Source organism: Flavobacterium sp. UW10123, from assembly GCF_040538975.1.
GTDB lineage: Bacteria > Bacteroidota > Bacteroidia > Flavobacteriales > Flavobacteriaceae > Flavobacterium.
In genome coordinates this window covers 209,865-235,420 of sequence record NZ_JBEWQE010000009.1, presented here as the reverse complement: position 1 = coordinate 235,420, position 25,556 = coordinate 209,865, and the positions used below count along the sequence as shown (strand labels likewise).

General features: G+C 32.6%; 19 protein-coding genes and 1 pseudogene. 8 read left to right on the top strand and 12 right to left on the bottom strand.

The genetic code is table 11. From position 1 onward, the window contains the following. Positions 1–52 precede the first annotated feature (52 nt). Positions 53–1,396 (bottom strand): FAD-dependent oxidoreductase, encoded by a 1,344-nt coding sequence (locus tag ABXT06_RS12480; RefSeq protein WP_354591048.1) that lies wholly within the window; start codon positions 1,394–1,396, stop codon positions 53–55. 216 nt (positions 1,397–1,612) lie between these two features. On the opposite strand from ABXT06_RS12480, the gene ABXT06_RS12475 reads away from it, so the two are divergent. The 6 genes from ABXT06_RS12475 (at position 1,613) to ABXT06_RS12450 (ending at position 7,908) form a co-directional block, all read left to right on the top strand. Continuing rightward, on the top strand, positions 1,613–2,209 hold the full coding sequence (locus ABXT06_RS12475) for a GNAT family N-acetyltransferase (RefSeq protein ID WP_354591047.1): 597 nt from the start codon (positions 1,613–1,615) through the stop codon (positions 2,207–2,209). A 97-nt stretch (positions 2,210–2,306) separates the two neighbouring features. Further along, a complete protein-coding gene (locus ABXT06_RS12470; protein ID WP_354591046.1) occupies positions 2,307–3,140 on the top strand; it encodes an alpha/beta fold hydrolase in 834 nt (277 codons plus the stop codon). 23 nt (positions 3,141–3,163) lie between these two features. Next, positions 3,164–3,955 (top strand): helix-turn-helix domain-containing protein, encoded by a 792-nt coding sequence (locus ABXT06_RS12465; protein ID WP_354591045.1) that lies wholly within the window; start codon positions 3,164–3,166, stop codon positions 3,953–3,955. Positions 3,956–4,030: 75 nt separating this feature from the next. Further along, a complete protein-coding gene (locus tag ABXT06_RS12460; protein ID WP_354591044.1) occupies positions 4,031–5,536 on the top strand; it encodes a serine hydrolase domain-containing protein in 1,506 nt (501 codons plus the stop codon). Between the two features lie 328 nt (positions 5,537–5,864). After that, a complete protein-coding gene (locus ABXT06_RS12455) occupies positions 5,865–7,313 on the top strand; it encodes a serine hydrolase (RefSeq protein WP_354591043.1) in 1,449 nt (482 codons plus the stop codon). A 151-nt stretch (positions 7,314–7,464) separates the two neighbouring features. After that, complete coding sequence (locus ABXT06_RS12450) at positions 7,465–7,908, top strand: hypothetical protein (protein WP_354591042.1); 444 nt, start codon at positions 7,465–7,467, stop codon at positions 7,906–7,908. Between the two features lie 107 nt (positions 7,909–8,015). Here ABXT06_RS12450 and ABXT06_RS12445 read toward each other — a convergent pair. Further along, positions 8,016–10,406 (bottom strand): annotated as a pseudogene (locus tag ABXT06_RS12445) (penicillin acylase family protein). 105 nt (positions 10,407–10,511) lie between these two features. On the opposite strand from ABXT06_RS12445, the gene ABXT06_RS12440 reads away from it, so the two are divergent. Together ABXT06_RS12440 and ABXT06_RS12435 are read left to right on the top strand one after the other, a co-directional pair. Continuing rightward, positions 10,512–12,068 (top strand): hypothetical protein, encoded by a 1,557-nt coding sequence (locus tag ABXT06_RS12440; RefSeq protein WP_354591041.1) that lies wholly within the window; start codon positions 10,512–10,514, stop codon positions 12,066–12,068. Positions 12,069–12,268: 200 nt separating this feature from the next. Beyond that, positions 12,269–14,065: a hypothetical protein gene (locus tag ABXT06_RS12435; RefSeq protein WP_354591040.1), complete on the top strand. Its 1,797-nt coding sequence runs from the start codon at positions 12,269–12,271 to the stop codon at positions 14,063–14,065. A gap of 56 nt (positions 14,066–14,121) precedes the next feature. Here ABXT06_RS12435 and ABXT06_RS12430 read toward each other — a convergent pair whose 3' ends face one another. The 10 genes from ABXT06_RS12430 to rsgA all read right to left on the bottom strand — a co-directional run bounded on the left by ABXT06_RS12430 (position 14,122) and on the right by rsgA (position 25,548). Continuing rightward, positions 14,122–14,547, bottom strand: coding sequence for a YMGG-like glycine zipper-containing protein (locus ABXT06_RS12430; protein ID WP_354591039.1), 426 nt, complete (start codon positions 14,545–14,547; stop codon positions 14,122–14,124). Between the two features lie 330 nt (positions 14,548–14,877). Beyond that, on the bottom strand, positions 14,878–16,152 hold the full coding sequence (kynU, locus tag ABXT06_RS12425; RefSeq protein WP_354591038.1) for a kynureninase: 1,275 nt from the start codon (positions 16,150–16,152) through the stop codon (positions 14,878–14,880). 313 nt (positions 16,153–16,465) lie between these two features. After that, complete coding sequence (queA, locus tag ABXT06_RS12420; protein WP_177211934.1) at positions 16,466–17,515, bottom strand: tRNA preQ1(34) S-adenosylmethionine ribosyltransferase-isomerase QueA; 1,050 nt, start codon at positions 17,513–17,515, stop codon at positions 16,466–16,468. A gap of 410 nt (positions 17,516–17,925) precedes the next feature. Then, positions 17,926–19,155, bottom strand: coding sequence for a 3-phosphoshikimate 1-carboxyvinyltransferase (gene aroA, locus ABXT06_RS12415; RefSeq protein WP_354591037.1), 1,230 nt, complete (start codon positions 19,153–19,155; stop codon positions 17,926–17,928). A gap of 98 nt (positions 19,156–19,253) precedes the next feature. Continuing rightward, positions 19,254–19,580, bottom strand: a complete 327-nt coding sequence (locus tag ABXT06_RS12410; protein ID WP_354591036.1) for a nucleotide pyrophosphohydrolase — start codon at positions 19,578–19,580, stop codon at positions 19,254–19,256. A 3-nt stretch (positions 19,581–19,583) separates the two neighbouring features. Further along, positions 19,584–19,844 (bottom strand): DUF3858 domain-containing protein, encoded by a 261-nt coding sequence (locus ABXT06_RS12405; protein WP_354591035.1) that lies wholly within the window; start codon positions 19,842–19,844, stop codon positions 19,584–19,586. Positions 19,845–19,948: 104 nt separating this feature from the next. Then, positions 19,949–21,973 (bottom strand): DUF3858 domain-containing protein, encoded by a 2,025-nt coding sequence (locus ABXT06_RS12400; protein ID WP_354591034.1) that lies wholly within the window; start codon positions 21,971–21,973, stop codon positions 19,949–19,951. A gap of 34 nt (positions 21,974–22,007) precedes the next feature. Further along, a complete protein-coding gene (locus ABXT06_RS12395) occupies positions 22,008–23,915 on the bottom strand; it encodes a DUF3858 domain-containing protein (protein WP_354591033.1) in 1,908 nt (635 codons plus the stop codon). Between the two features lie 64 nt (positions 23,916–23,979). Then, on the bottom strand, positions 23,980–24,432 hold the full coding sequence (gene dtd, locus ABXT06_RS12390; RefSeq protein ID WP_354591032.1) for a D-aminoacyl-tRNA deacylase: 453 nt from the start codon (positions 24,430–24,432) through the stop codon (positions 23,980–23,982). A 138-nt stretch (positions 24,433–24,570) separates the two neighbouring features. Then, the gene (gene rsgA, locus ABXT06_RS12385; protein WP_354591031.1) at positions 24,571–25,548 is read right to left on the bottom strand and encodes a ribosome small subunit-dependent GTPase A; all 978 of its coding nucleotides are present in this window, start codon (positions 25,546–25,548) and stop codon (positions 24,571–24,573) included. Positions 25,549–25,556 lie beyond the last annotated feature (8 nt).

Here is a 25,556-nt window from a genome sequence, read left to right as displayed (position 1 = left end):
CGGGTTTATTATTATTTGTAAAGTTAATATTTACTTATATAGGTATAAAAACTTAAACCTGCTCTAATAATCCTAGAATTTTGTTTTCAACTTCTGGACTATCCCAAATCTTCTCTATGTTTTCCATTCGAAGGATTTCTTCCATGATTCCGTTTTGATAATCCCCAATTGCCAAAGCTTCGGCATACGGACGATCGCTAAAAGTAACTCGACTGTAAAGCGGAATCCATTTATCTGGATGTTTGTCTGAAAACACTTTTTCTATTTTCTTTTGTAGTAAAAATTTTTCATCTGCTGTTTTGGTACTCATCTCTAAGAAATTTCGATACGAAAGCTCTGCAATGGCATCTGCATTTGGTTTTCTTGCTATCTGATATTCGGTAAATATCTTCTTCCAATCGTCTTGGTACTTTTCAATCATTTCGCTCAAAACAGTGATATCTTCAAAACCAGCATTCATACCTTGTCCGTAAAATGGAACAATTGCATGACAGGCATCTCCAATTAAGGCAATTTTATTTTCATACGTCCACGGAAAACATTTCATGGTAACCAAAGTACTCGTTGGGTTTTTAAAGAAATCATTTGCCAGTTCTGGAATTACTTCAATCGAATCTGGGAAATTTTTCTCAAAGAAATCTTCAACCATTTTTCGATCAATTAATGATTCAAAGGAGTTTTCTCCTTCAAAAGGCATAAACAAAGTACAAGTAAAACTTCCGTCAAGATTAGGAAGCGCAATTAACATGTACTCGCCTCGTGGCCAAATATGAAATGAATTTTTATCTAATTTATGTGTTCCGTCTGGATTTGCTGGAATGTTTAATTCTTTGTATCCCATATTCAAAAATTCCTGCGAATAATTGAACATGCTCTGACGCTGCATTCTGTGGCGAATTCTTGAAAAAGCTCCATCGGCACCAAAGACCATATCGAACTTTCTTTCTTCCCACTCACCTCTTTCACTTTCTCCAATATGAAGCGTAGCATCGTTCAAAGTAACGTCCCAAACTTTTTGCTCAAAATGAAATTCGGCTCCAGCTTCTTCAGCCAGATCGATCATTTTTCTGTTTAGTTTTCCTCTAGAAATAGAATAAATCGATTCGCCTTCCTGGCCGTAATTCTGAAAGTTCAGTTTATCAACCAAATGAATGGCACGTTTGTCCATCGGAATCGCAATTTCTCGAACTGAATCTCCGACACCAACTGCATCTAAAGCTTTCCAGCCACGATTGGACATAGCCAAGTTAATAGAACGGCCAGAGAAATTTATTTTTCGAATATCGGGGCTACGATCATAAACATGAACAGAGTGACCAGCTTTTTTAAGATAAATTGCCAGAAGCGACCCTACAAGTCCAGAACCAACAACAGCAATTTTTAATGAAGTTTGCATCGAGGAAAATCTAATATTGGGTCGTAAAAATAACTAATAATAATACATGAGCCGTAAAATAAATGAACAAATTGTTCGTAAATAGTGATTCGAAAAGATCATTTCAGTTTTTCTTGTTTTAAAAATATAACAAATTGTTATTTTATTAGGTTTGTTTGCAAAAATTAAACAACTAATTTCGTTTTCGATTTAATTCATTCCACAAAAACAAAATAGATGAACAGCGAAATTTTACAATCAGAGATTCTTTTAGAAAACGAAAAAGTTCTTTTAATACCTTTTGAAAATGAAAGAAATATAGAACTTAAAAAAATTATTTTTGATGATGAAATATGGAGATATATGGGAATGTATGTTCGAAACGATCAAGACTTTGAAAACTATATAAAAAGTACATTAAAACAAAAAGCGGATGGAATTTGTTATCCATTCCTTATTATAGATAAAGCTACAAACCGAGTTGCCGGAAGCACACGTTATGGCTATTTGAATCAAGCAAGTCAAAAATGCGAAATTGGCTGGACGTGGTATGGGAAAGATTTTCAAGGAACTGGTTTAAACAAAGCTTGCAAGTATGAATTATTGAATTTTGGCTTTGACAAAATTCAATTTAGAAGAATACAATTTAGTGCAGATCTTGAAAATTTAAGATCGCAAAAAGCAATTGAAAAATTAGGTGCTTTAAAAGAAGGCGTTTTTAGAAATAATTATATCGATTCTGAAGGAAAAAGTAAGGATGATGTTTATTATAGTATTATTCAGGAAGAATGGAAAAATACTAAACGAGATTATTTTGGAGAGTTTATCCGTTAAAGAAAAATAAAATTGAAACAAAATAAGCATTATGACGTCTAATAAAAATATTAGAGATAATAATTCGTCATCTTTGTAAGAACCAATACCACAAACCATGAAAAAATCAGCGGCACTTTTTCTTTTTATTTTGCTAAACTTTACAAATGCTTTTGCTCAAACAGAACTTTCAATTCCGTACGGAAACAATAAAGACGCTGGAAACTACAAGCAGATAAACGGCATCAAAATGTATTATGAAATTTATGGAAGTGGAAAACCTTTAGTTTTACTTCATGGAAATGGAGGTTCAATTAAAGGGCAAAGCCGTAGAATTGAATATTTCAAAAAGCAATTTCAAGTTATTGCCATTGACAGCAGAGGCCACGGGAAATCAATTGACACCTCTAATAAACAATTGACTTATACTCAAATGGCAGATGATGTAAGTACTTTACTTGACTCATTAAAAATTAAAGACGCTTATATATGGGGACAAAGTGACGGAGGAATTTTAGGTCTTTTATTAGCCATTCACCATCCAGATAAAACTGCAAAAGTAGCCACTTTTGGCGCTAATCTTTTTCCAGGTAAAAAAGCAATCTATACTGAAATTGATCAAATGGTTCTTGATACTTTAAAAGCCACAAAAGATCCTCATACTAAAAACTTATATACATTACTAGCGCATCAGCCAAATATTACGGACAAAGAACTTCAAAAAATAAAATGTCCGGTTCTAATTATGTCTGGAGACAGAGATGCTATTAGACTCGAGCATTCTATTGAAATATTTGACAATATTCCAAATTCGAACTTTTTTGTAATGCCTGGCGCAACACATTTTGGCGCTTATGAAAAACCTGAACTTTTTAATTTAGTTTTGATGAGCTTTTTTAACGATCCATTTAATAAAACATCAAGCGTAGAACTATTTACCGGTAAAAAATAAAACAAATTGGTCCCGAATTTAAAATGAACCTCTACTCAGAATATTACGTATCTCAAAAAACAGAAAGATTCGTCAATAAAATTTGGTGTTTGGACAACAGCATTGGCGAAAGTCTGATCGAAAACAAACTCGTTCTGCCAAACGGCTGTTTCAATCTCGCTTTTGTAACTGGAAATTCTATCGAAGTTCATACGAGTAAAGCCAAATTTGAGATGAATGAAGGCGTTTACTTTTGTTCTCAAATGACTAATAAAGTTTTGGTTAATATGCAACCAAAAACTAAAGTTACCATTATTCAGTTGCATACTTGGATACTTTCAATGTTTCCGAAATATGATTTAAGTAATTTTACCGATTCTATAATCAAAATTAATCCTGAGGAATTGCCTTTTAAAATTCAGATTGATTCTGATATTGAAATCATATTAAATACAATAAACACCTATTTTGAAGCTTTATCTGATTCAAATTCAGAAAAAAATATCATTGAAAAAATCTGCGAAATCATTAAAAACAAAGACGAAGTCTCTGTTTCTGAAATTAGCGAAGCTTTAAAATCTTCTCAACGCTCACTTCAAATTAAGTTTAAAACAGCAACTGGATTAACGATTAAAAAATATATTCAGATTTTGAAATTCAGAAAATCAGTCGATCAAATGGTGAATTCTGATTTAGAAAAACTAAAACTAACTGATGTTGCACTTTACAATAAATATTTTGATCAATCCCATTTTATAAGGAAGTTTAAAGATGTAACGAAAACTACTCCGAAAACATTCGATCCCGATTCGTATTTTCTTTCTCATAAAAGATAAGTTTTCGCATTTGTACAATTTTGTGAGTTTTGATTGATTTACTTTTGCAGAATCATCAATCAATAATCAATCACAATGAAAATCAATCAATCCATTTTTCAATTAAAATTTCTTTTAATTGGAATTTTATTCTTTCAAAGCCAACTTGGATTTTCTCAGGAGGAAAAAAGTTCAGCTTTATATAAAACCATTATGTCAAAAGACAGTCTTCTCAACATTGGTTTTAATACCTGCGATGTAAAACAATTTGAAAATCTTTATACTGAAGATTTTGAATTTTACCACGATAAAGACAGTATTTCTGATAAGGCAAGATTTCTAAAAACGTTTCAAAATGGCATCTGTTCTCCAACAAGAAAATATAATTATAGGAGAGAATTAATAGATGGAAGCACAGAAATTTATCCTTTATACAAAAATGGCATTTTATATGGTGCCATTCAAATGGGAACGCATCGTTTTTACGAAAGTTCTGTTGAAAATAAAGAACAAGCTGGAAGTTTTGCCAAATTTACCCATTTATGGCTTTTAAAAAATAAAGAATGGAAACTAGCCAGATCGCTGAGTTATAATCATCAAATGACAAGTTCTAGTGCTGGAATATCAAATCTTTTTGACAATGATCAGGAAACCGAAAAATGGCTTAAAGAAAATAATGTTCCCGCTGTGGGAATTGGGATTATTGAAGACGGAAAACTAAAACAGGTAAAAGTTTTTGGCGAACTCAAAAAAGGCATTTCTGCACCATATAATACAATTTGGAATGTGGCTTCGCTAACAAAACCTGTAACTGCTATAACTGTTTTAAAATTAGTAAGTGCCGGAAAATGGGATTTGGACGAACCGCTTTATAAGTATTGGACTGATCCAGATATTGCGAAAGATCCGAATTTAAAATTACTGACCACGAGAATTGTTTTGAGCCATCAAACAGGTTTTCCGAATTGGAGATCTTTTAATGAGTCTAAAAAATTAGATTTCAAATTTAAGCCTGGAACTCAATATCAATATTCTGGAGAAGGATTTGAATATTTGCGAAAAGCTCTCGAGAAAAAATTCCACAAAACATTAGATCAATTGGCCTCAGAATTAGTTTTTGAACCTTTAAAAATGAAGGATTCTGAACTGATATGGAATGATAAAATAGATTTATCAAGATATGCAATTGGCTACGACAACAAAGGAAATCCTTATGAACCGACAAAAAATAAAACTGCAAATGCTGCCGACGATTTATTAACCACGATTGAAGATTACGGGAAATTTTTATCTAGCATCATGAACAGCGAAGGATTAAGCAAAAAGGTTGCTGAAGATATGATTTCGCATCAAGTTCAGACCAAAAAGAACAAATACTTTGGTTTGGGTTTCGAAATTTACGATTTAGGAAATGAGAATTATGCTTTATCTCACGGCGGCGCAGATCAAGGTGTCCAGACTATTTTTATTTTGCTTCCCAAAACGAAACAGGGTTTGGTAATTTTTACGAATGTTGATGACGGCTATAAAGTTTACGAAAATATTGTTGTTCATTATCTTGGAGAAAACGGTAGAAAAATAGTCGATATCGAAACAAAATAATTTTCCACTTCAATCAGATATTAACTTTAATCTGAAAACATGCTAAAATTATTTATCCTTTTATTATTATACATAAGTAAAATTTTAACTGCTTAATAGCATTAAAAATATTTGTTAGTTATGAGCATAGACCAAGTTTTAAAGCAACAGGTCTGTGCTTTACTTTTTTATATTCTGAAAAAAAATAAAAAAAAATGGATTTATCTTGAAACCAAATCGCAAATCAATCGTCTAAAGTTTTAGAGCGTCTTTTGTATTTCATTTAAGAAGTTTCAATCATCAATCAAAAACGAATCATTCATTAATCTTAAACCATAATAAAATCATTATGAAAAAATCAATCAAGCTTATTGCACTTTTTGTTGCTTTTCAATTTTCATCCTTTAGCACTTTTGCTCAAGATAAAGCACAGCAAATTGAACAGCTTCTTAACAAATATAACGAATACGGACAATTTAACGGTTCTGCTTTGGTAGCAGAAAACGGAAAAGTAATTTTCAAAAAAGGTTTTGGTTCTGCGAACATGGAATGGAATATTCCGAATCAGCCAGATACTAAATTCAGATTGGGTTCTATCAGTAAACAGTTTACGGCACTTTTAATTGTAAAATTGGCTGAGGAAGGAAAAATAAAACTGGATGTCCCTATTACTACTTATCTTGCTGATTATCCAAAAGAAAATGGAGATAAAATCACAATTCATCACTTATTGACTCACACCTCTGGAATTCCAAATTATACTAACGCGCCAAATTTCCTTAGAGATAAAGCAAAAAACCCTTATACTCCAGAAGCATTTGTAAAGACATTTTCTAGTCTTCCGCTAGATTTTGCTCCAGGTGAAAAATTCAATTATAGTAATTCGGGTTATTTTCTATTAGGATACATTATCGAAAAAATTACAGGCAAAACATACGAACAGAATCTGCAAGAAACTATTTTCACGCCTTTAAAAATAGCTAATACGGGTTACGATCATAGCGAGGTTATTATAAAAAACAGAGCTGCTGGTTATGAAAAAGAAGGAAAGAAAATTGTCAATGCTTCTTACATTGACATGAGCATTCCGTATGCAGCAGGATCTTTATATTCTACCGTAGAAGATTTATATTTATGGGATCAAGCACTTTATACCAATAAATTGCTTTCTGAAAAATCAATGGAATCTTTATTCAAACCTTACATCAAAGCTTGGAATGGATTTTACGGATATGGATGGTCAACTTATGAAGTGCCAAATGGAGACAGCAAGCTAACTGTTGTTGAGCACGGAGGTGGCATCAACGGATTTAATACCATTATTTCGCGTATTCCTAAAGATAAAAACCTTGTTGTTTTATTGAATAATACTGGCGGAACTGTTTTAGGAGAAATGAATACTGCAATTCGCAATATTTTGTACAATCAGCCATTTAATCAGCCGAAAAAATCTCTTGCTCTTGATCTGTTAGATGTTTATAATGAAAAAGGTGCAGCAGCAGGAACAGAAACTTACAAAAAGCTAAAAACCGATCCGACTTATGCTATTAAAGAAGGCGACATGAACCGAGTTGGATATCAATTGCTTCAAACTGGAAAAAAGAAAGAAGCTATCGAAGTTTTCAAAATCAATGTAGAAGCTTTCCCAAAATCTGGAAATGTTTATGATAGTTTGGGCGAAGCATATTTGGCTGATGGAGACAAAAAATTAGCAATGGTCAACTATAAAAAATCTGTTGAACTTGATCCTACAAATGAAGGCGGAAAAAAAGTTCTGGAAGAGCTTTCTAAAAAATAAAAACAGGCAATTATAGATTAAAGTGGTTCCGAAAAAGTAGATTCAAAGTCTATTTTTTCGGAACCTTTTTTGTTACAACTTGGGACATTCAAATTCGGTGAATTATTTTCTTTTAATACTATTTTAGCCCACCCAAAAAATTGAATAACCTATGAAAAATCTAAAAAATCACGGTTTCTTAACTGTATTATTATGCCTTTTTATTTCGTCTAAATCTTTATCGCAAAACCATAAGCCACTGATGCCAAGTCAGCAAAACAAAATTATAATTGATCGAATTGTTGAGGCAACTCGCTATAAAAACTATGTTATTGATTTTTGCCTTTCAAAAATAAGTGAAGCAACAGCAAAAGAAGGCTGGAACGAACAAAAAGCAATGGAGATTACCCAAAGCATCAATTACAAAAATTTCAGAGATGCTATCTACAACAGTTTTGTTGTTTTTGATGAAGTCGAATTGGAAACTTTATTGAAAGCCTATGAAAAAAATCCAGCTTATCAAACCCAAAATGTAATGACCAATAATAAAGTGCTTATTAATAATCTGAACATTTTTGCTGATGATATTGTGAAGGGGAAATATCTTTTAAAGTAAGGTACAGAGATGCAAAGGAACAAAGGTTCAAAGATTTTTTAAAACTGAAATCTTTGAACCTTTCTAATTTTTGAAACTAACTTGAAACTTCAAACTTGAAACAAAATTTAGTTCTTCGGTTTTAAAACCAATTTTGTCGAAGTTTTTATGATTTCGTCTTTGTTCAATTTCATTTTTCTGAACTTTCCTGCGTTGTACATTTCTGCTTGATCGCTGTAATGTTTGCTAAAAGGATTTCCAGATTGACCCGTTGGCAAAATACTCCAGCTGTTTTCTACATCGGCAAAATCAACAATTCTTCTGGTTGAAGGTCCGCCTTTGGTGTAATATTTTCCTTCATCATTAAATCCGAAGAATAAATTATTGATTACTTCATTTGAGCCTGGAGAATTGAAAGGCCCAACATTAAACAATCCGCGAAGCGCTTTGATTTTTCCTAACGGATGTTCGTGTTCTACGGTATGCACTTTGCCCCAATTCCATTCTGAGATATTTTCTCCTAACTGATTTTGCAATGCGCCAACTGCTTCATGAAAAGATTTTGAAACAACTTCTGTTCTGTTTTCTTTTATATTTTTTGTTTTGATATTATCCCACCAAACCGAATTTTCGTTTTTTATCTGATTGGCAATAACTTGCTTTCCTAGAGAAATTCCCAAAAATAAATTGAAATTATCTTTGCCCATTTCATCCTCAAATGTATTTTTAAGATACAAATAAATCCATTTGTTGTAAATCGTTGGCGCAACATCATCAATATTTGTTGTTCCCTTCCAAGATTTTAAAAACTTCAAAACTTCATTTTCATTATTAGAAAGCGATTTATTGTCTAAACTTGCAATTAAGTTTTTGGTCGTTTCAACGGCAACATCAGAAGTATTGTCATAAATCATTTTGCTGATAGCTTCCTTGTCCCAATCTGATTTTGCATCTAAAATTCCCGAAATTCTTTTCGCACGATCTTCAGGCAGATAATAACCTGGGTATAAATAGCCATTATCTATAGCTTCAGGCTGATTATTGGCAGAATAGACATATCCCCATGCTGGATTTTCAGCTGATGGATTTTTTTCAAAATCTAAAAACTTCGTAATATCATCTTTTCCGCTTGAGCCGTCCAAAATTAAATGCGTATTAACGCCCTCATTATGTCGGTACAATTTTCCACTCGCCCACCAAGCCACATTACCTTTTGCATCACCATACATAACATTTAATCCTGGCGCTGCAATTAAGGAAACAGCCTTCTTAAAGTCGGTTGTATTTTTAGCATGCGAAAGTCCATAAGCTGCATCTAAAATCAAGATTGGCTCTCTGGTATAAGTCCATGACATTGCGATTGGATTTTTCTTTTCCAAATTAGCGACAAAATCATTCATAACTGGTCCGTGACGCGTAATCTTAACTGTCAAAACAACATCTGAAGAATCTTTTACTTTTATTATTTTTTTTCTGATTTCCTATTTGCTAAGACCTGTCGGAGTCTGATATTGAGAGGCATCATCTGCTTTGTTTTTCTCTTGATAAAAATCGATGTCATCATTTTCAAACATTGTCAAACCATAAGCATAATCTCTGTTGTGCGCCAAAAGCGGAAACGGAGTTCCAGCCAAATAACAGCCATACAATTCATGTTTTGGAGTTACAATATGCGCTTCATACCAAGTTGCAGGTTGAGAAAATCCGATATGCGGATCATTCGCAAAAATAACTTTTCCAGTTTTCGATTTATGTGGGCCAACAACCCAACTGTTACTTCCAACAAACGGCGGAATCGGAGATTGATCCAGCATTGCAGTTATAGATTTTGAAATCTCGGCATACTCATCTGTTTTCTCTTTTGAGATTTTTATTCTAGTATTATTAAATTCTCCTTCAATACCTAAATCTTTCAAATAAGCAACTCCATATTTATTTTTTATATCTGTCAATAACGGATCTGTTTTCTGCGCCATAGCAAAACTAAAAGACATATATCCAAAAATATTATAAACATCTTTTATGGTAAATTTTTGCTTTTTTACGCCAACCAAAGTAAATTCTATAGGCGTTACTCCCTCTTCCAAATACTGATTAATTCCGTCCAAATAAGCTTGAGTTAATTTATAGCTTTCACTATTTTTATCCAATTTTGCGATCGCTTTTGCAGAAGCTTCTTCGATTCCTATTCCCGCAAAAAATTTGTCGTTTTTAAGCGCAACGCCTCCAAAAAGCTCAGAAAGACGTCCTGGTGCAATTCGGCGTAACAATTCCATTTGCCATAATCTTTCTTGCGCATGCACATAACCAAGCGCTCGCATAGCATCTTTTTCAGAATCTGCATAAATATGAGGCACTCCAAAATCATCAAAATAAACTGTTGTTTCTTTTTCAAGATTTTTTAATTCTAATGAGCCTTCGTATTTAGGCTTTAAATGAAAAATATAAGCGCACAAACCAATCGCAAGAATTACAATAAGAACCAATAAGGCCAACAGAATTTTTTTAATTATTCTCATACTCTAAAAAGGATAAAAATTCAAAATGATATAACTTTTCTCTAAAATCTTATAAAAGAAAACGCTCTTTAAAACTCTAAATTTATGTATTTAAAATTAATACTAATGTCAATCTATAAAAAAATAGCGATTGTAGTAATTTCTCTTTTTGTAATTGTAATTCTCGCCAATGTTGGACTGAATTACTGGATCAAAAAACAGCTTCCGATTATTATTCACGAAAAAAATAAAACTGCATACAATATCAATTATGAAAAAATTGAAGTCTCTCTTTTTTCGAGTAATATCAATGCCCAGACTTTGCTTGTAAGTCCGAAAAACGAACCTAAAGACAGTAAAAATGGACTTTTCTCCAAAATCGAATCTATCACTATAAAACATTTCAACATTTGGGATTTGGCTTTTCGCGATATCATTCAGGCAGAAAGCATTATTATCAATAAACCGCGAATTATTTTATACAAAAAAGGCGAAAAATTAATCAATAACAGTAAAAGTATTGAAAAAGAAATTGTTGATCCTTTTCGAAAAATTATTGCGGTTTCGAATATTTACCTCAACGAAGGATCAATTGATGTTGTTTCTTTAGACACGGAAAAACCTATTTTCAGCATAAAAAAAATTCTTTTAAAACTTGAAGGCATTTTAATTACTGATGCTACTTTAAAAGAAAAAATTCCAATTCGATATGAAAAGTACGCTCTCGTTTGCGACAGCTTGTTTTATAGACCAAATGGTTTCTATTACATCAATATTGGAAAAATAAGTACCGAAAAGAATTTTTTAAAGATTAATAATTTCTCTAATCTTCCTCAATTTGAACGATACGAATTTGTAAAACGTCTAGAAAAAGAAAAAGACATCTACAATTTGAAATTTGATTCGGCTCAAGTTGCAAAAATGGATTGGGGTTTCAAAAATGATCGTTTTTATTTCAAAGCAAATTCGCTTCTAATTCATCATTTTGATGCCAATATTTACCGCGGAAAAATGCTAAAAGACGATCCAAGCAAAAAATATCTTTACAATCATTTATTGCGAAATCTAAAATTTCCGCTTCAGATTGATACTTTACAGGTTCTTAAATCGAAATTGGTTTATGAAGAAGAACTTGATGTTTCTAAAGGGCCCGGAGTTTTAACTTTCGATAAGTTCAATCTTCAGGCAACCAATTTAAAAAGTGGTTTTGGTTTAAAAAAAACAGACGACGTAAAAATCAAAGTCAAATGTATTTTTATGAAAAACTCTCCTCTTAATGTCGATTGGAGTTTTAATGTTTTAGATAAAAGTGATGGATTTCATATTCAAGGTATAATTTCGAATTTTAACGTTGAAGGAATGACGAGATTTACAAAACCATATATTAACACCACTTTTACTGGAACTTTTAATAAATACCGTTTTAATTTCTATGGAAATGATAACGGATCAAAGGGAAATGCTTCTTTAGATTATGACGACCTCAAAGTCAAATTATATAAAAAGAATAAACCCGAAAAAGAGGCAAAACTCAAAACAGCTGTTGCCAATTTATTAGTCAAAAACGATTCGAAAGACAAAACCAAAACTGCAGAAGTCGAAGTTGAACGGCTTCAAGACAGATCTTTCTACAATCTTTTGTGGAGAAGTATTGCAGAGTCTTTGAAGAAGATTTTAATTTAATATATTATCCTTTAGCCACGAATTGCACAAATTGACACTAATTTTTTATCCATATTGTGAAAAAAAGAAAAATTCGAGAAAATTTGTGCAATTCGTGGCAATCTTTTTGCAGTATCCGCAATCCCTTTCAAACCTGACATTTATCAGGTTTTAGGAGAAAATATTTTTTTTCATTTGCTTCTATTTTAATCTGAATACAAATGACAAAAAAAAACCTGCATACTTTTCATATTCCGGTAATGGGATTGGCTTATACTATAGACAGTCCGATTAGAGTCGCGCAGTATGGAATTTCATCGGTTGTGGCTCTCGCAGACGATGATTTAATTGAAAAGATGCGTAATTTTTACAGCACAAAATTCAATATCCCATACGAAGAAATTACTCAAAAATTTCATGATTATCGTGCTGAAAGAATTACCTCCTATTTAAATTTAGTCGACAAGATTGTAAAAGAGAAGTTCGAGAATTTCAAGATAGAATTGACAGAAAGTAAAACGGCTTTAGAAAATTTCATGTCGATGCTACCGAATACTTCTGATATAAAAAAAGGATTTCAGAATTTACTGGATGACGGAATTGCTTTTAAAGAAAACATTCAAAATTACATCGAAACGCATCTTTTTCCAGGAGAAATTGACGTCAATATTATGACGAAATTAGACAAAGATAATTTCATTAAAAACGAACAGCTACCAATCGAGTTTAATGATGCTCATGCTGCTTTAAGAGGTTTTGCCAACAGCAATTTAGAATCTTCTGTTGTACTTTCTGCAGGAATGAATCCGAGGTTGTTTGGTTATTTCGAAAATTTCAAAGATTTTTTCCCAAATGAAAACAACCAACTTAAAAAGAAAATCATCTTAAAAGTAAGTGATTTTAGATCGGCCATGATTCAAGGAAATTTCTTGGCAAAAAAAGGACTTTGGGTTTCAGAATATCGAATCGAATCGGGATTAAACTGTGGCGGACATGCTTTTGCTACCGATGGACTCTTATTGGGTACTATTTTAGAGGAATTCAAGCAAAAAAAAGATCAATTGGTACAATCGGCTCATGATTTAATGATTAAAGCTTTACAGGCCAAAAATCAGCCTATTCCCGAAAATCCTTTAGAATTAAAAATTACGGTTCAAGGCGGTGTTGGTACTGCTGCAGAACATGAATTTTTATTGGACGAATATCATGTTAATTCTGTTGGTTGGGGTTCACCATTTTTATTAGTTCCTGAAGCTACTTCTGTAGACCAAGAAACTCGTAATTTATTAATGAAAGCCAAAGAAGATGATTTTTATTTAAGCAATATTTCGCCTTTGGGAGTTCCTTTTAATACTTTGAAAGGAACTACAAACGAATTCTTAAAACAAAAACGAATTCACGAAAATAAAGCTGGAAGTTCATGTCCGAAGAAATTTTTAGCCTTAAGCAAAGAATATGATCCGCATGGAATTTGCACGGCTTCAAAAAAATATCAGGATATAAAACTGGAAGAATTAGAAGCAAAAAAAGATTCTTTATCTGCTGACGAATTTGACAAAAGCAAAATCAAAATCACCGAAAAATCATGTTTATGCGTTGGTTTGGCTAATGCTTCATATCTAGAAAATGATATTAAAATAAAAGGTCAGGCACAAGGCGTAGTAATTTGCCCTGGACCAAACTTGGCTTATTTTGATCAGGAAGTTTCTTTGAAAGACATGATCCAGCATATTTACCAAGGAAAATCGGTTATTAGAACTGAGCGCCCAAACTTGTTTATAAAAGAGCTCAAAATGTATATTACTTATTTTAGAAATGAAATTCAATCGGTTTCTGGAGAATTTACAGCCGCTCAGCTTAAAAAATGGAATTCTTTTAAATCTAATCTGTTAGATGGAATTGAGTATTATAAAAATTTATTTGAATCGACGACAGTCTTTAAGGGTGATATAGATCAACTCGATTCTTGTAAATCAGAATTAGTTGGTATAAAAATTCCCGTTTCAGAGTTGGTTTAAAAATGAAAACCCCAAATTATTATCTAATTTGGGGTTTGTTTTTATTTATAGAATAGCTATTCTTTCTTTTTGTTTTTACTGTCAATAACGGCTCCAGTTCCTGTTCCCACTGCAGCTCCGGCTAAACCACCAATAATGGCACCTTCTCCTTTTTTCTTACTGACAATTGCACCAGTTGCCGCTCCTACTCCAGCACCAATTACAGCACCTTTAGCGGTTGCGCTCCAACCTTTCTTTTTAGTTGGCGTCGCTGCTGTTGCATCTTGCTGATGTACTACAACGACTTTCTCTTTCTGGGCTTCGATCTTCTCTTCATTTAATTTCGCCATTTCAGTCTTCATCGAATCGATAACACGCTGTTTGTTAATCTCAACTTTCATTGAATCAATGCTGGCTTGTTTGGCTTTATTTATATCTTCTTTGTTTTGTTGCTGACAAGAAGTTAAAAATATCACGGTCAATAAAATATATAAGCCTTTCATGATCTTGTAATTTTAAAATTATACATTACAAAATAAGCAATATCTGCTATAATGCTTATTACAGAATTTTTTTGAAAGTTTATAAAATTACGCTAAGGAATATTCTTTCAGGAACATTTTATTTCTAAAAATCTCGTAAGTTTAATTTTAAGTTGCTTCCAGCTTTAGTTATAGGACAAAATTGACAAATAAAAAAGGCTTTAGCCAAACTGATTATTTGGGCTAAAGCCTTTCTATTTTGATTCAAAATAACCTCCAGCTAAAGCTGGAGGCAATTCATATAATAATTTAAAAAACTTTGCGTCTTAGCGATTTTGCGAGCAATTACTCTTACTTTGCTAAAATCCCTTTTTTCAGAATTTGTCCAAAGTCATACATATCTTCATAAGAACAATATAACGGAACTGGTGCTAGACGAATAACATTTGGTTCGCGCCAATCAGTAATGACACCATTTTTCATTAAATAATCAAATAAAGCCCTTCCTTCTCCGTGCAAAAATACAGACAGTTGTGAAGCTCTTTCTTCTGGATTTGAAGGCGTAATAATTTCGAAAGTACTTTCTACTTCTTTATCAATTTCGTGAAGAATAAATTCTAGATACGAAGTAATATGATCACGTTTTGCAATTAAAGCATCCATTCCAACCTCAGCAAACATTTCTACTGAAGCTAAATATGGCGCCAATGAAAGAACCGGAAGATTACTAATTTGCCAGCCGTCTGCTCCGTGAACAGGATCAAAAGTAGGTTCCATTTTAAAACGGCGTTCTTTGTTGTGTCCCCACCATCCTGCAAATCTTGGCAGATTTGAATTATGATGCTTTTCGTGAACGAAGCATCCAGAAGCATTTCCTGGTCCTGAGTTCATATATTTATAACTGCACCAAGCAGCAAAATCTACATTCCAATCGTGAAGTTCTAATTTGATATTTCCAGCTGCGTGTGCTAAATCCCAACCTACTTTTGCACCAGCTTTTTGTCCCGCAGCAGTTATGGTTTTAATATCGAAAACTTGTCCGGTATAATAATTTACTCCACCAATTAAAACCAAAGCCAGCTCATCACCAACTTCTTCAATTTTAGCCAAAACATCTTCTAAACGAATATTATGTTCTCCTTCGCGACGCTTGATTTCTACAATTGCATCTTCTGGTTTGTATCCGTGAAAGTTTACTTGACTTTGAAACATATATTGATCTGATGGAAAAGCTTTTTCTTCACAGATAATTTTATAACGTGTTTTAGTTGGCTGGTAAAAAGAAACCATTAATAAATGAAGATTTACTGTCAAAGTATTCATCACCGTAACTTCAGACGGAAGCGCTCCAACAATCTTACTCAACGGTTCTGCAAATCTTTCCTGATAATCCCACCAAGGTTTCTCGGCATAAAAATGACCTTCAACTGCCAATTCTGCCCAATCGTTCATTACTTCATCAACATAAGCTTTGGTGCGTTTTGGCTGTAATCCTAAAGAATTTCCAGTAAAATAGATAACTCGTTTATCATTTACTTTAGGAAAAATAAATTGATCTTGATAATGTTTTAATGCGTCTTTCGAATCTAGCTCTCGTGCAAATTCGCGTGTATTTTGAAAAGTCATTGTTTTTTGTTTTGCTTGCTAAAATAACAAAAATTGTTTGTTTTGTTTCAGGTTGATATGCTTTGTGTGTTTTTTAACGCAAAGAACGCAAAGTCTTTTTTTTATCAAGGCTAACGTTTATAAACGCTAAGTTCGCAAAGCTTTGCGTTCTTTTGTTTCTGGTAAACATATACTGAGCAAAAAAACTTTGCGTTCTTTGCGTTTAAAATTTCTCAACGAATGTCAAACTTGAAACCTGAAACTTGAAACAATTAAAACAAAAAACCCGACAAGTCTCGAAAACTCGTCGGGTCTTTTATATGATAAATTCTAATTAAAGAATTAACATCGCATCTCCGTAAGAATAGAATTTGTATCCTTCTTTGATTGCTTCGTCGTATGCTTTTTTCATTAAATCATGTCCACAGAAAGCAGAAATCATCATTAATAATGTTGATTTTGGTGTGTGGAAATTTGTAATCATACAGTTTGCAATACTGAAATCGTGAGGAGGGAAAATAAATTTATTTGTCCATCCTTCGTAAGGATTTAAAGTATTAGCAGAAGAAACAGAACTTTCGATTGCACGCATAGAAGTTGTTCCTACAGCACAAATACGTTTTTTCTTTGCTTTTCCTTCATTAACGATATCACAAGCTTCTTGAGTAATGATTAATTCCTCAGAATCCATTTTGTGTTTAGATAAATCTTCAACCTCAACTGGATTAAAAGTTCCTAAACCAACGTGTAAAGTTACCTCAGCAAAGTTCACTCCTTTGATTTCTAATTTTTTCAAAAGGTGTTTTGAAAAGTGTAAACCAGCTGTTGGTGCTGCTACAGCTCCTTCTTCTTTTGCGTAGATTGTTTGGTATCTTTCAGCATCTTCAGCAGTTACTTCTCTGTTGATGTATTTAGGAATTGGAGTTTCTCCAAGTTCTGTCAATTTATTTCTGAATTCTTCATAAGAACCATCGTATAAGAAACGTAAAGTTCTACCACGAGATGTTGTATTGTCAATTACCTCAGCAACTAACGAATCGTCATCACCAAAATAAAGTTTGTTACCAATACGGATTTTTCTAGCAGGATCTACTAAAACGTCCCATAAACGTTGCTCTGAATTTAATTCTCTTAATAAGAAAACCTCAATTCTAGCTCCAGTTTTTTCTTTGTTTCCGTACAAACGTGCAGGGAAAACTTTTGTATTGTTAAGAATTAAAACGTCTCCGTCATCAAAATAGTTGATCACGTCTTTAAACATTTTATGTTCGATAGTGTTTTTTTTACGGTCAATTACCATTAAGCGAGATTCGTCTCTGTTTTCTGCTGGGAATTCAGCCAAAAGTTCTTTCGGTAAATTGAAATTGAAGTGTGATAATTTCATATTTGAATTGTTGATTTTAGAGTGTAGCTTTTAGATTTGTTTATCTAAAATTTTAAATCGGTTGCAAATATACGATTGTGAAATAGGCGTTGTCAAGTGTTTTGCCTTTTATTTTCAAAAGTCCTTGATTTTGTGGCATTTTCAGAACCATTAAAAATGTTTTTTTCTATAAAAAACATTTTCAACATATTATTGTCATTTCGACGAAGGAGAAATCTTCGCCAGAAACTCGACAAAGATTAGATTTTGATTGCGGAGCTACTTGCAAAGATTTCTCCTTCGTCGAAATGACAAACTTTGCGATTATATTCAAACTTGGACATAAAAAAACCTCTGGTTGAAACCAGAGGCTATGTTTTATTATGCTTTAATTTAAATGAACTTATATTTCTTATATGGTTCAAAAAAAATTACAATTCTGAAATTTGAAAGTTCAATGCTTTTAAATCATTCCAGAAATCTGGGTATGATTTAGAAACTACTTCAGCGTCATCAATAATAACCGGAACTTTGATTGCTAAAGGCGCAAATGCCATTGCCATGCGGTGATCGTTGTAAGTCGCAATATGAACATCGTGATTAATAGCTCCTGAGCGCTCTAAAGTTAAACTATCATTGGTTACAGAGATATTTGCTCCTAATTTTGTAAGCTCAATTCTTAAAGCTTCTAATCTATCTGTTTCTTTAATTTTTAAAGTATGAAGACCTGTTAAGTGACATCCAATTCCTAAACCTAAACATGTTACAACAATTGTCTGCGCAATATCTGGAGTATTATTCAATTCAAAATTTACATCTTGATAATTGAATCCAGCAACTTTCTCCAAAGTCATTTTATTGTTTTGGAAAGTCGTTTTCACACCCATTTTTTCATAAAGAGAAACTAATTCTGAATCTCCTTGAAGGCTATTTTCTTTATAACTGCTCAAAGTAATTTTAGCAGATTCAGATAAAGCTACTAAACTAAAGAAATAAGAAGCTGAACTCCAATCCGATTCTACAACCATTTCTTTTGATTCAACTGATTCTTTAGGAAAAACTTTAATTACATTTCCTTCAAAGCTTGTTTTAATATCTAAATCATTTAGCAAAGCCAAAGTCATTTTGATATACGGAATAGAAGTAATTTCTCCTTCTAATGTCAATTCTAAACCGTTATCTAATTTAGAAGCTACTAATAAAAGTGCTGAAATATATTGACTGCTCACATTTGCTGCCAAGTTCACTTTTGAAGCCGTAACTTTTTTTCCTTTAATTCGAATTGGCGGATAACCTTCTTCCTTTTCATAAGAGATTTCAACACCTAATTGTCTTAAAGTATCAACTAAAATTTTGATTGGGCGCTCCTGCATTCTGCTGGATCCTGTCAAAACCACTTCTCTTCCCTCGTTAACAGAAAAATAAGCAGTTAAAAAACGCATTGCAGTTCCAGCGTGGTGAATGTCTACGATTTCGTCATTTCCTGCCAAAGCTTTTTGCATTACTTCGCTGTCATCAGAGTTTGAAGTATTGGCTAAAGTAATATTTGGGAATAATGCTTTTAGTAATAACAAACGGTTCGTTTCGCTTTTTGAACCAGTAATATTGAGTTGCGAATCATCAATTATGAATGGTGAATTCGTCGTTAATTTTAAATTCATGATATTAGTTATGAGTTGCGAATTATGAGTAACATAATCCAAGCGTGCAATTTACCACTCCTCGCTCGTAAATCAAAATTCACGCTGAAATTTCACAATTATTTCAATTTATCATTGTTTTTGTGACGATCTTTATCTCTAACCGATTTCAGATCCATTTTTTTGTCGAAAGCAGCTTGTAAATCAATTCCTGTTTGATTCGCTAAACATAGTACAACAAAAACAACGTCTGCCAATTCTTCTCCTAAATCTTTATTTTTATCACTTACTTTCTCAGATTGTTCTCCGTAACGGCGGGCAATAATTCGGGCAACTTCTCCAACTTCTTCTGTTAGCTGTGCCATATTGGTCAATTCGTTAAAGTAACGAACACCGTGTTCTTTTATCCAAGTATCAACATCTAGCTGTGCATTTTTCAAATCCATCTTCTATATCTTTTTTAGAATTATTTTTTCATTTTGGCTAAGGATCATCTTCTGAAAAAACTCTTTTACCATTCCGTAATCCTCTGTTGCAAAAATACTATTGTTGATTTCTTTTTGGCTCACAATTTGAATTTTGTTTTCTGTAATTGAAAAATTTAAAATAAACGACATCTGTTTGTCCTCTGAAGTTATCTTTACCGGTTTTGAAATAGATTCCACAGCATAACCTTCTGGAATCTGAATACTAAAATTATACTTTTCCATGTTTTTATATCCAAAATAAACGAGCATTTGTTTTCTTTCCTGATTAAAAGGTTTTTGCTTCGGGTAAAAAATAATAAACTAGGAGAAATCTCAGCATAATATTTTTAAATACGTTTTAAAACGATTTTTTCTGTTTCTTTCGCAATCATCGCCTTATAATACTCTTTCAACATATCATACTTTTCAGCAGAAACAATTGCTTCATTTATCTGATGCAAAATAGACAATTGTAAAGTATCTCCATTGGCTGCAATATTAAATTTAAAAGTGCCAAGATTATCTTCCATTGTTATAGCGGCCGGAGCTGGAAATGTTTCCACTGCAAAACCTTCTGGGATTTTAATCGTAATGTTATACTTATCTGCAAAAGGATAACTAAAATCAACTGGATATTCTCGTACTTCTTGTTTAAAAGGGTTTTTGTCGTTGGTAAAAAATAGCATTGGGCTTACATAAATTTTTCCGCCTATCAGTTCACATAAATTATTTCCCGTAAAAGAATAAGTTTCAATTATAGGCAGTAACACATCATGCTCGTTTGTTTTTGAATAATCGCTTATTTCTATTTTATTATTTTTATTTTCAAGCTTTTCCAGATATTCCTCCTCTTTAAGGTTACTTATATTGTCTCTTGTTATCATGGCATTATAATCTGCATACTGTCTTCTGGTTTTTCCTGTCACCTTCCCATCAGATTCAATACTGTAAGTCATAAAAACATTGTCGCTAGATGTTTTTTCTGGCATCAAATTAATCATTTCAGATGTTCCATCCTTTCGTATTAATCTTCCCGACCAGTTTAAAACTCTTAAAGGCAAAATATTTGGAGTTGAAAATTTTTCGGATGCATCTAATAAAATATTTCCGTTTGGAGTTTCTACAGCTGCAATTACATAATTGAATGCCGTTCTGTTTGGGAATAGCGCAATTCCGTTAGAACGTGTGCTTACTAAAACTGGATTTGCTGTTAAACCAGAATAACGAAGCATTGCTGTAAGCATTAAATTAATATCGGCAATATTTCCTGTTTTCTCTTTATAAGCCTTTTTAACGCCACTATCACAGCTATAACCCGTATAATTATTCCATTTCACGTTTGATTTTACATGATTAAAAACCACCCAAATTTTCTCTTCTGGTGTTTTCGTTTCTGCTAGGAGTTTTTTCAGATCTTCTTCAAAATATCCTGTCTTATTCAATTCTGGACCAAAACTATCATAATCATAAATGGTTTTGACCACTGAATTCCAATCTGCAGAAAGTTGTTTTATGGGTTTATTAGGAAACTTTGTCATAGACAACTCATGAGAAACTGATGACATATAATTTTCTATATTATTTACATAGTCCTCGTCTTTCATTGCGGCAAAGTTTTCTGCAATATAAGTAGTTAACGTTTCTACATACTCGATTTTATCCTGATAAAACTCGGTCTTGGTCACTCCGCCTGCGAAGCCTCCTGTATTGTATCTTTCTTTTGAGTTTATAATGAATGATTTGTTAGATTTTTCAGAAACAACCTTAGGAAAAATATAGCCTTTTTGTGCTGGAGTAAAAACAAAATATTCAGGGACATATGTTTTAAATTCTGAATAATTTACAGGAATACTAGTTTGAAAATCCCAATCACGAATAAGAACATCTGGGCTTCTAACGCTATATTTAAATTCTATAATAGAACCTTCTTTAACGTTGGGCATAGTAATTTTTTTCTGGCTTCTAAATTTACTTACCGTCTCGTCAAATACTCCATCACTTTTTAGTTTTGTAGCTTCAATTTTACCTCCAACCAAATTATACGTTACAGCATCACTAACTGATACTTTTTCTTTAAAATCAGTATTGTAATAATACCAAATTGCTTCATTGGCCCAATTATACCCTTCTTTTTTATAGATTTTAATACGAGTTTCAACCTCCATGTAAGTTACAAAACCTAAATTCTGGTCATAGTCGATTCTTGCTTTTCCTCTTTTGTATAAAATAGCAGCTGAGGCAGATGAATCTTTTGGATGTATCTTTTGTTCAAGTTCAGCAATAGATACTTTTCCTAGTTTAAATTCTTGAGAAATTACTTTTTGACCAAGTAACAAGATCACAGATAGAGTAAATAGTTTTATAATTTTCATTGGTAATTTTTGATTTGTTTTGGGTTTATAATGGTTAGTTCTTGGTCAATATTATTTTGGCATTATCATTTCTGGAAACTTGTTCCATAAATAAGCGGTACTCATCATATTCTTTGTTAGAATATCTTCCTTTGCTTACAAACATGGATCTTTTGTAAGTTAATTTACTATTATCCTTTTTTATGATTTCGGTTTTGTATTCCCCAAATTTTCCTTTCAATTCATAATTGGATGGAAGGAATTCAATACTATATCCTTCAGGAAGATTGATCTCGATTTCATCTGTATCTAAATAGCCACGCTGAATTTGAAATGGATTTTTGCGATTTCGAACTCGTTTTATATTTCCTGTATACTGATTAAAAGCGTCAACCACAAAAATCATTTTATTACCTGTAAGTGTTCCATAATTTGTTGCGCTTAACTGGACATCTTCAGTAAAACAAATATTCTCTTTATCGTTGGCAAAAGTTATTTTACCTAATTTTAAGTTATTGATGTTATCCCAGTAATCTTTGTAATGTTCTTCTTTTTCGTTTGGTTGCATGGTTTCGACACGAGATTTAGAAGCATATTGACTTCCTTGCGATGCAATTTTTAATGTCCCTGAAAAATTGCCAACTCCATCAATTGTATATGTTCCTTTACCATTCTGAGTATTTCCATTATCATTGTAGATTTTAGTGCGAACAATTTCTCCCCCTTCTGGTTTCACAACCAAAACATCACGATCGTCTGTAAAAGTTCCTTGATAACCAAATGGATCATCCTGACTTGTGCATTCCAGCCAGATGTAATTATCATTATTCGGAATTGCCAAAATCATGTGATTTCCCTGCATCGAAACAAAATCAGATTGAATATCTGATTTATAACGATCACCATACAAAATAGTATTATATGACGGAACATCTACAACCTGCAAAAGTGCTTTTGTATAATTAGACAATGCTTTACAGTCTCCATAGCCCAAACGATCAACGTCATTGGCCAACATAGGTTTCCAGCCGCCAATACCAACTGCAATGTTTACATATCGGGATTTTTTCTGCACATAATCGTAAATGATTTTAGCTTTCTTTACAGGATCTTTTTCATCACCAACAAGCGCTTTGATTTTTGTTTTTGTTTCTTCTGGCAAAACAGTAGTTCCTGTTAAGATTTTATCTCCATACCATTTTCCAAATGCTTCCCAAGTAGTAGCATTTCCGTCAACTCCTTCCAAGTGGAAGTTTTCTAAACCCATCATAACTTTCGGGAAAAGATCTGAAGGAGAAGGACTAAGGTCTTCTTGTTTTTGAGCAACTATATTCGTTGCTATATAACTTAAATTGGTATCGGTATCGACTGTTTTTTGTATATTAAAATTATCAAATCGGAACTCTTTTTTCTTAAAGCCCAATCCTTTTGGGAAAGTAACATTCAAAACACATTTTTCCACACTTTCATAATAATTACCAATAAAATACCATTGCGGAATAAATGCTGTATTTGATGTTTCAGTTTCGCACGTAAAAGCGATTGTAAAAGGATATGAAATTGGAGTATAATCTAAATAAACCACTCGATTATCTGAAAAAAGAGTACTTCCGCTTACAGCGCTCTGATCTCTAAAGTCTTTTCTTTTGATTTTCTTTATTTCATTTCCTAATGCATCATAAACAATAGCTTCAATATTTTTTATTGAAGTTGTTTTATCATAATGACTAAAAGCATCAATATCTTTTAACCCTTTTTCATTAAAAACAGAAACAACCCTTTGAGTTTTGATAACCATGCTTCTTTGTGAAGCAATGACAATGTCCATCTGATCCAAGCGAAGAACAGAATTAGCATTTTGTGTTAAACTATCAGGAATAGAAAAGGTAGGATAAATGCTCTTTTGAGCAGAAATATTGGCACTAAATAATATAAAAAATAACGCGCAAAACAGGTTTTTCATTAGTAGGTATTTTCGTCAAATATATATTATTTTCAGAAATCCTTAACAAATGTTTAATAATATTTTATTCCCTATTTTTACTATCCACTACGATTGTAACTGGTCCGTCATTAATAAGACTAACTTTCATATCAGCACCAAAAATTCCGGTTTGAATCTTCTTACCCAACTCTTTTTCTATCACTCGAACAAAATTTTCATACATCGGAATTGCAAAATCTGGTTTTGCCGCTTTAATATAAGAAGGACGATTTCCTTTTTTAGTCGATGCATGAAGCGTAAACTGACTCACAACAATAATATCTCCGTCAATATCCTGCACTGAACAGTTCATAACATCATTTTCGTCTCCAAAAATTCTCATTTTTATGATTTTTCCAGCAAGCCAATCAATGTCTTCCTGTGTATCAGCTTCTTCAATTCCTACTAATACTAATAATCCTTTTTTAATGTCTGCTGTTTTTTTATTGTCAACGGTTACTGTTGCTTCTGAAACTCTTTGGATTACAACTTTCATTTATTTTATTTTTTAGCCACAGATTAAAAGGATTAAAAAGATTTTAAATTCTAATGTTAGATGCACTGTAGTACATTTCTACAATTAGAATCGGTCTTACCTTCTGTTTGGAATTTGGATTTTTAAAATTGGATTTTTTTACTTTCTCGTTTCATCACTTGCAGCGCGATCTTCTCCATAGGTATCAGTACGATAATGTTCTTCGTCGCCTTCAAGAATTTTAAGATAACTGTTGTAGCGTGACCAAGCAATTTCATCTTTTTCTAAAGCTGCTTTTATGGCGCAATGCGGTTCTTCTTTATGTAAACAGTTGTTAAACTTGCACTGATCTTTGAGCTTGAAAAATTCTGGGAAATAATCGGTGATTTCTGTCGGTTCCATATCAACGATTCCGAAACCTTTAATTCCTGGAGTATCGATAATTCGTGCATCAAAAGACAAGTCGTACATTTCAGCAAAAGTAGTCGTATGCTGTCCTTGCTTGCTTTGCTCTGAAATTACAGAAGTTTTTAAGTGCAGACTTGGTTCTAAAGCATTTACCAAAGTTGATTTTCCAACGCCAGAATGCCCTGAAAACATACTTACTTTTCCGATCATCATTTCTTTCAGCTTGTCAATTCCTTTATTTTCTGTCGATGAAATTCGGAGACATTTATATCCTATTTCCTGATAAATATGCTGCAGATAAAGCTGATCGTCTAAAGTTTGTTCCGTTAAAGTATCAATTTTATTAAAAACAAGAACGGCTTCAATTCCATAAGCTTCAGCAGTTACCAAAAAACGGTCTATGAAACTAGTAGTTGTTGGCGGATTATCAATCGTAACCAATAAGAAAACCTGATCGATATTTGAAGCAATAATGTGAATCTGCTTTGACAAGTTAACCGATTTACGAACGATATAATTTTTTCTTTCGTGGATATTATGAATCATTCCAGTAACAGCATCAGATGTTTCTTCTAATTCATAATCAACTATATCGCCTACAGCAATAGGATTGGTACTTTTAATTCCCTTAATTCTAAATTTCCCTTTCATACGGCATTCCACAAAATCTCCATTTTCAGATTTTACGGTATACCAGCTTCCTGTAGATTTATAAACGGTTCCTGTCATTCTTTAAT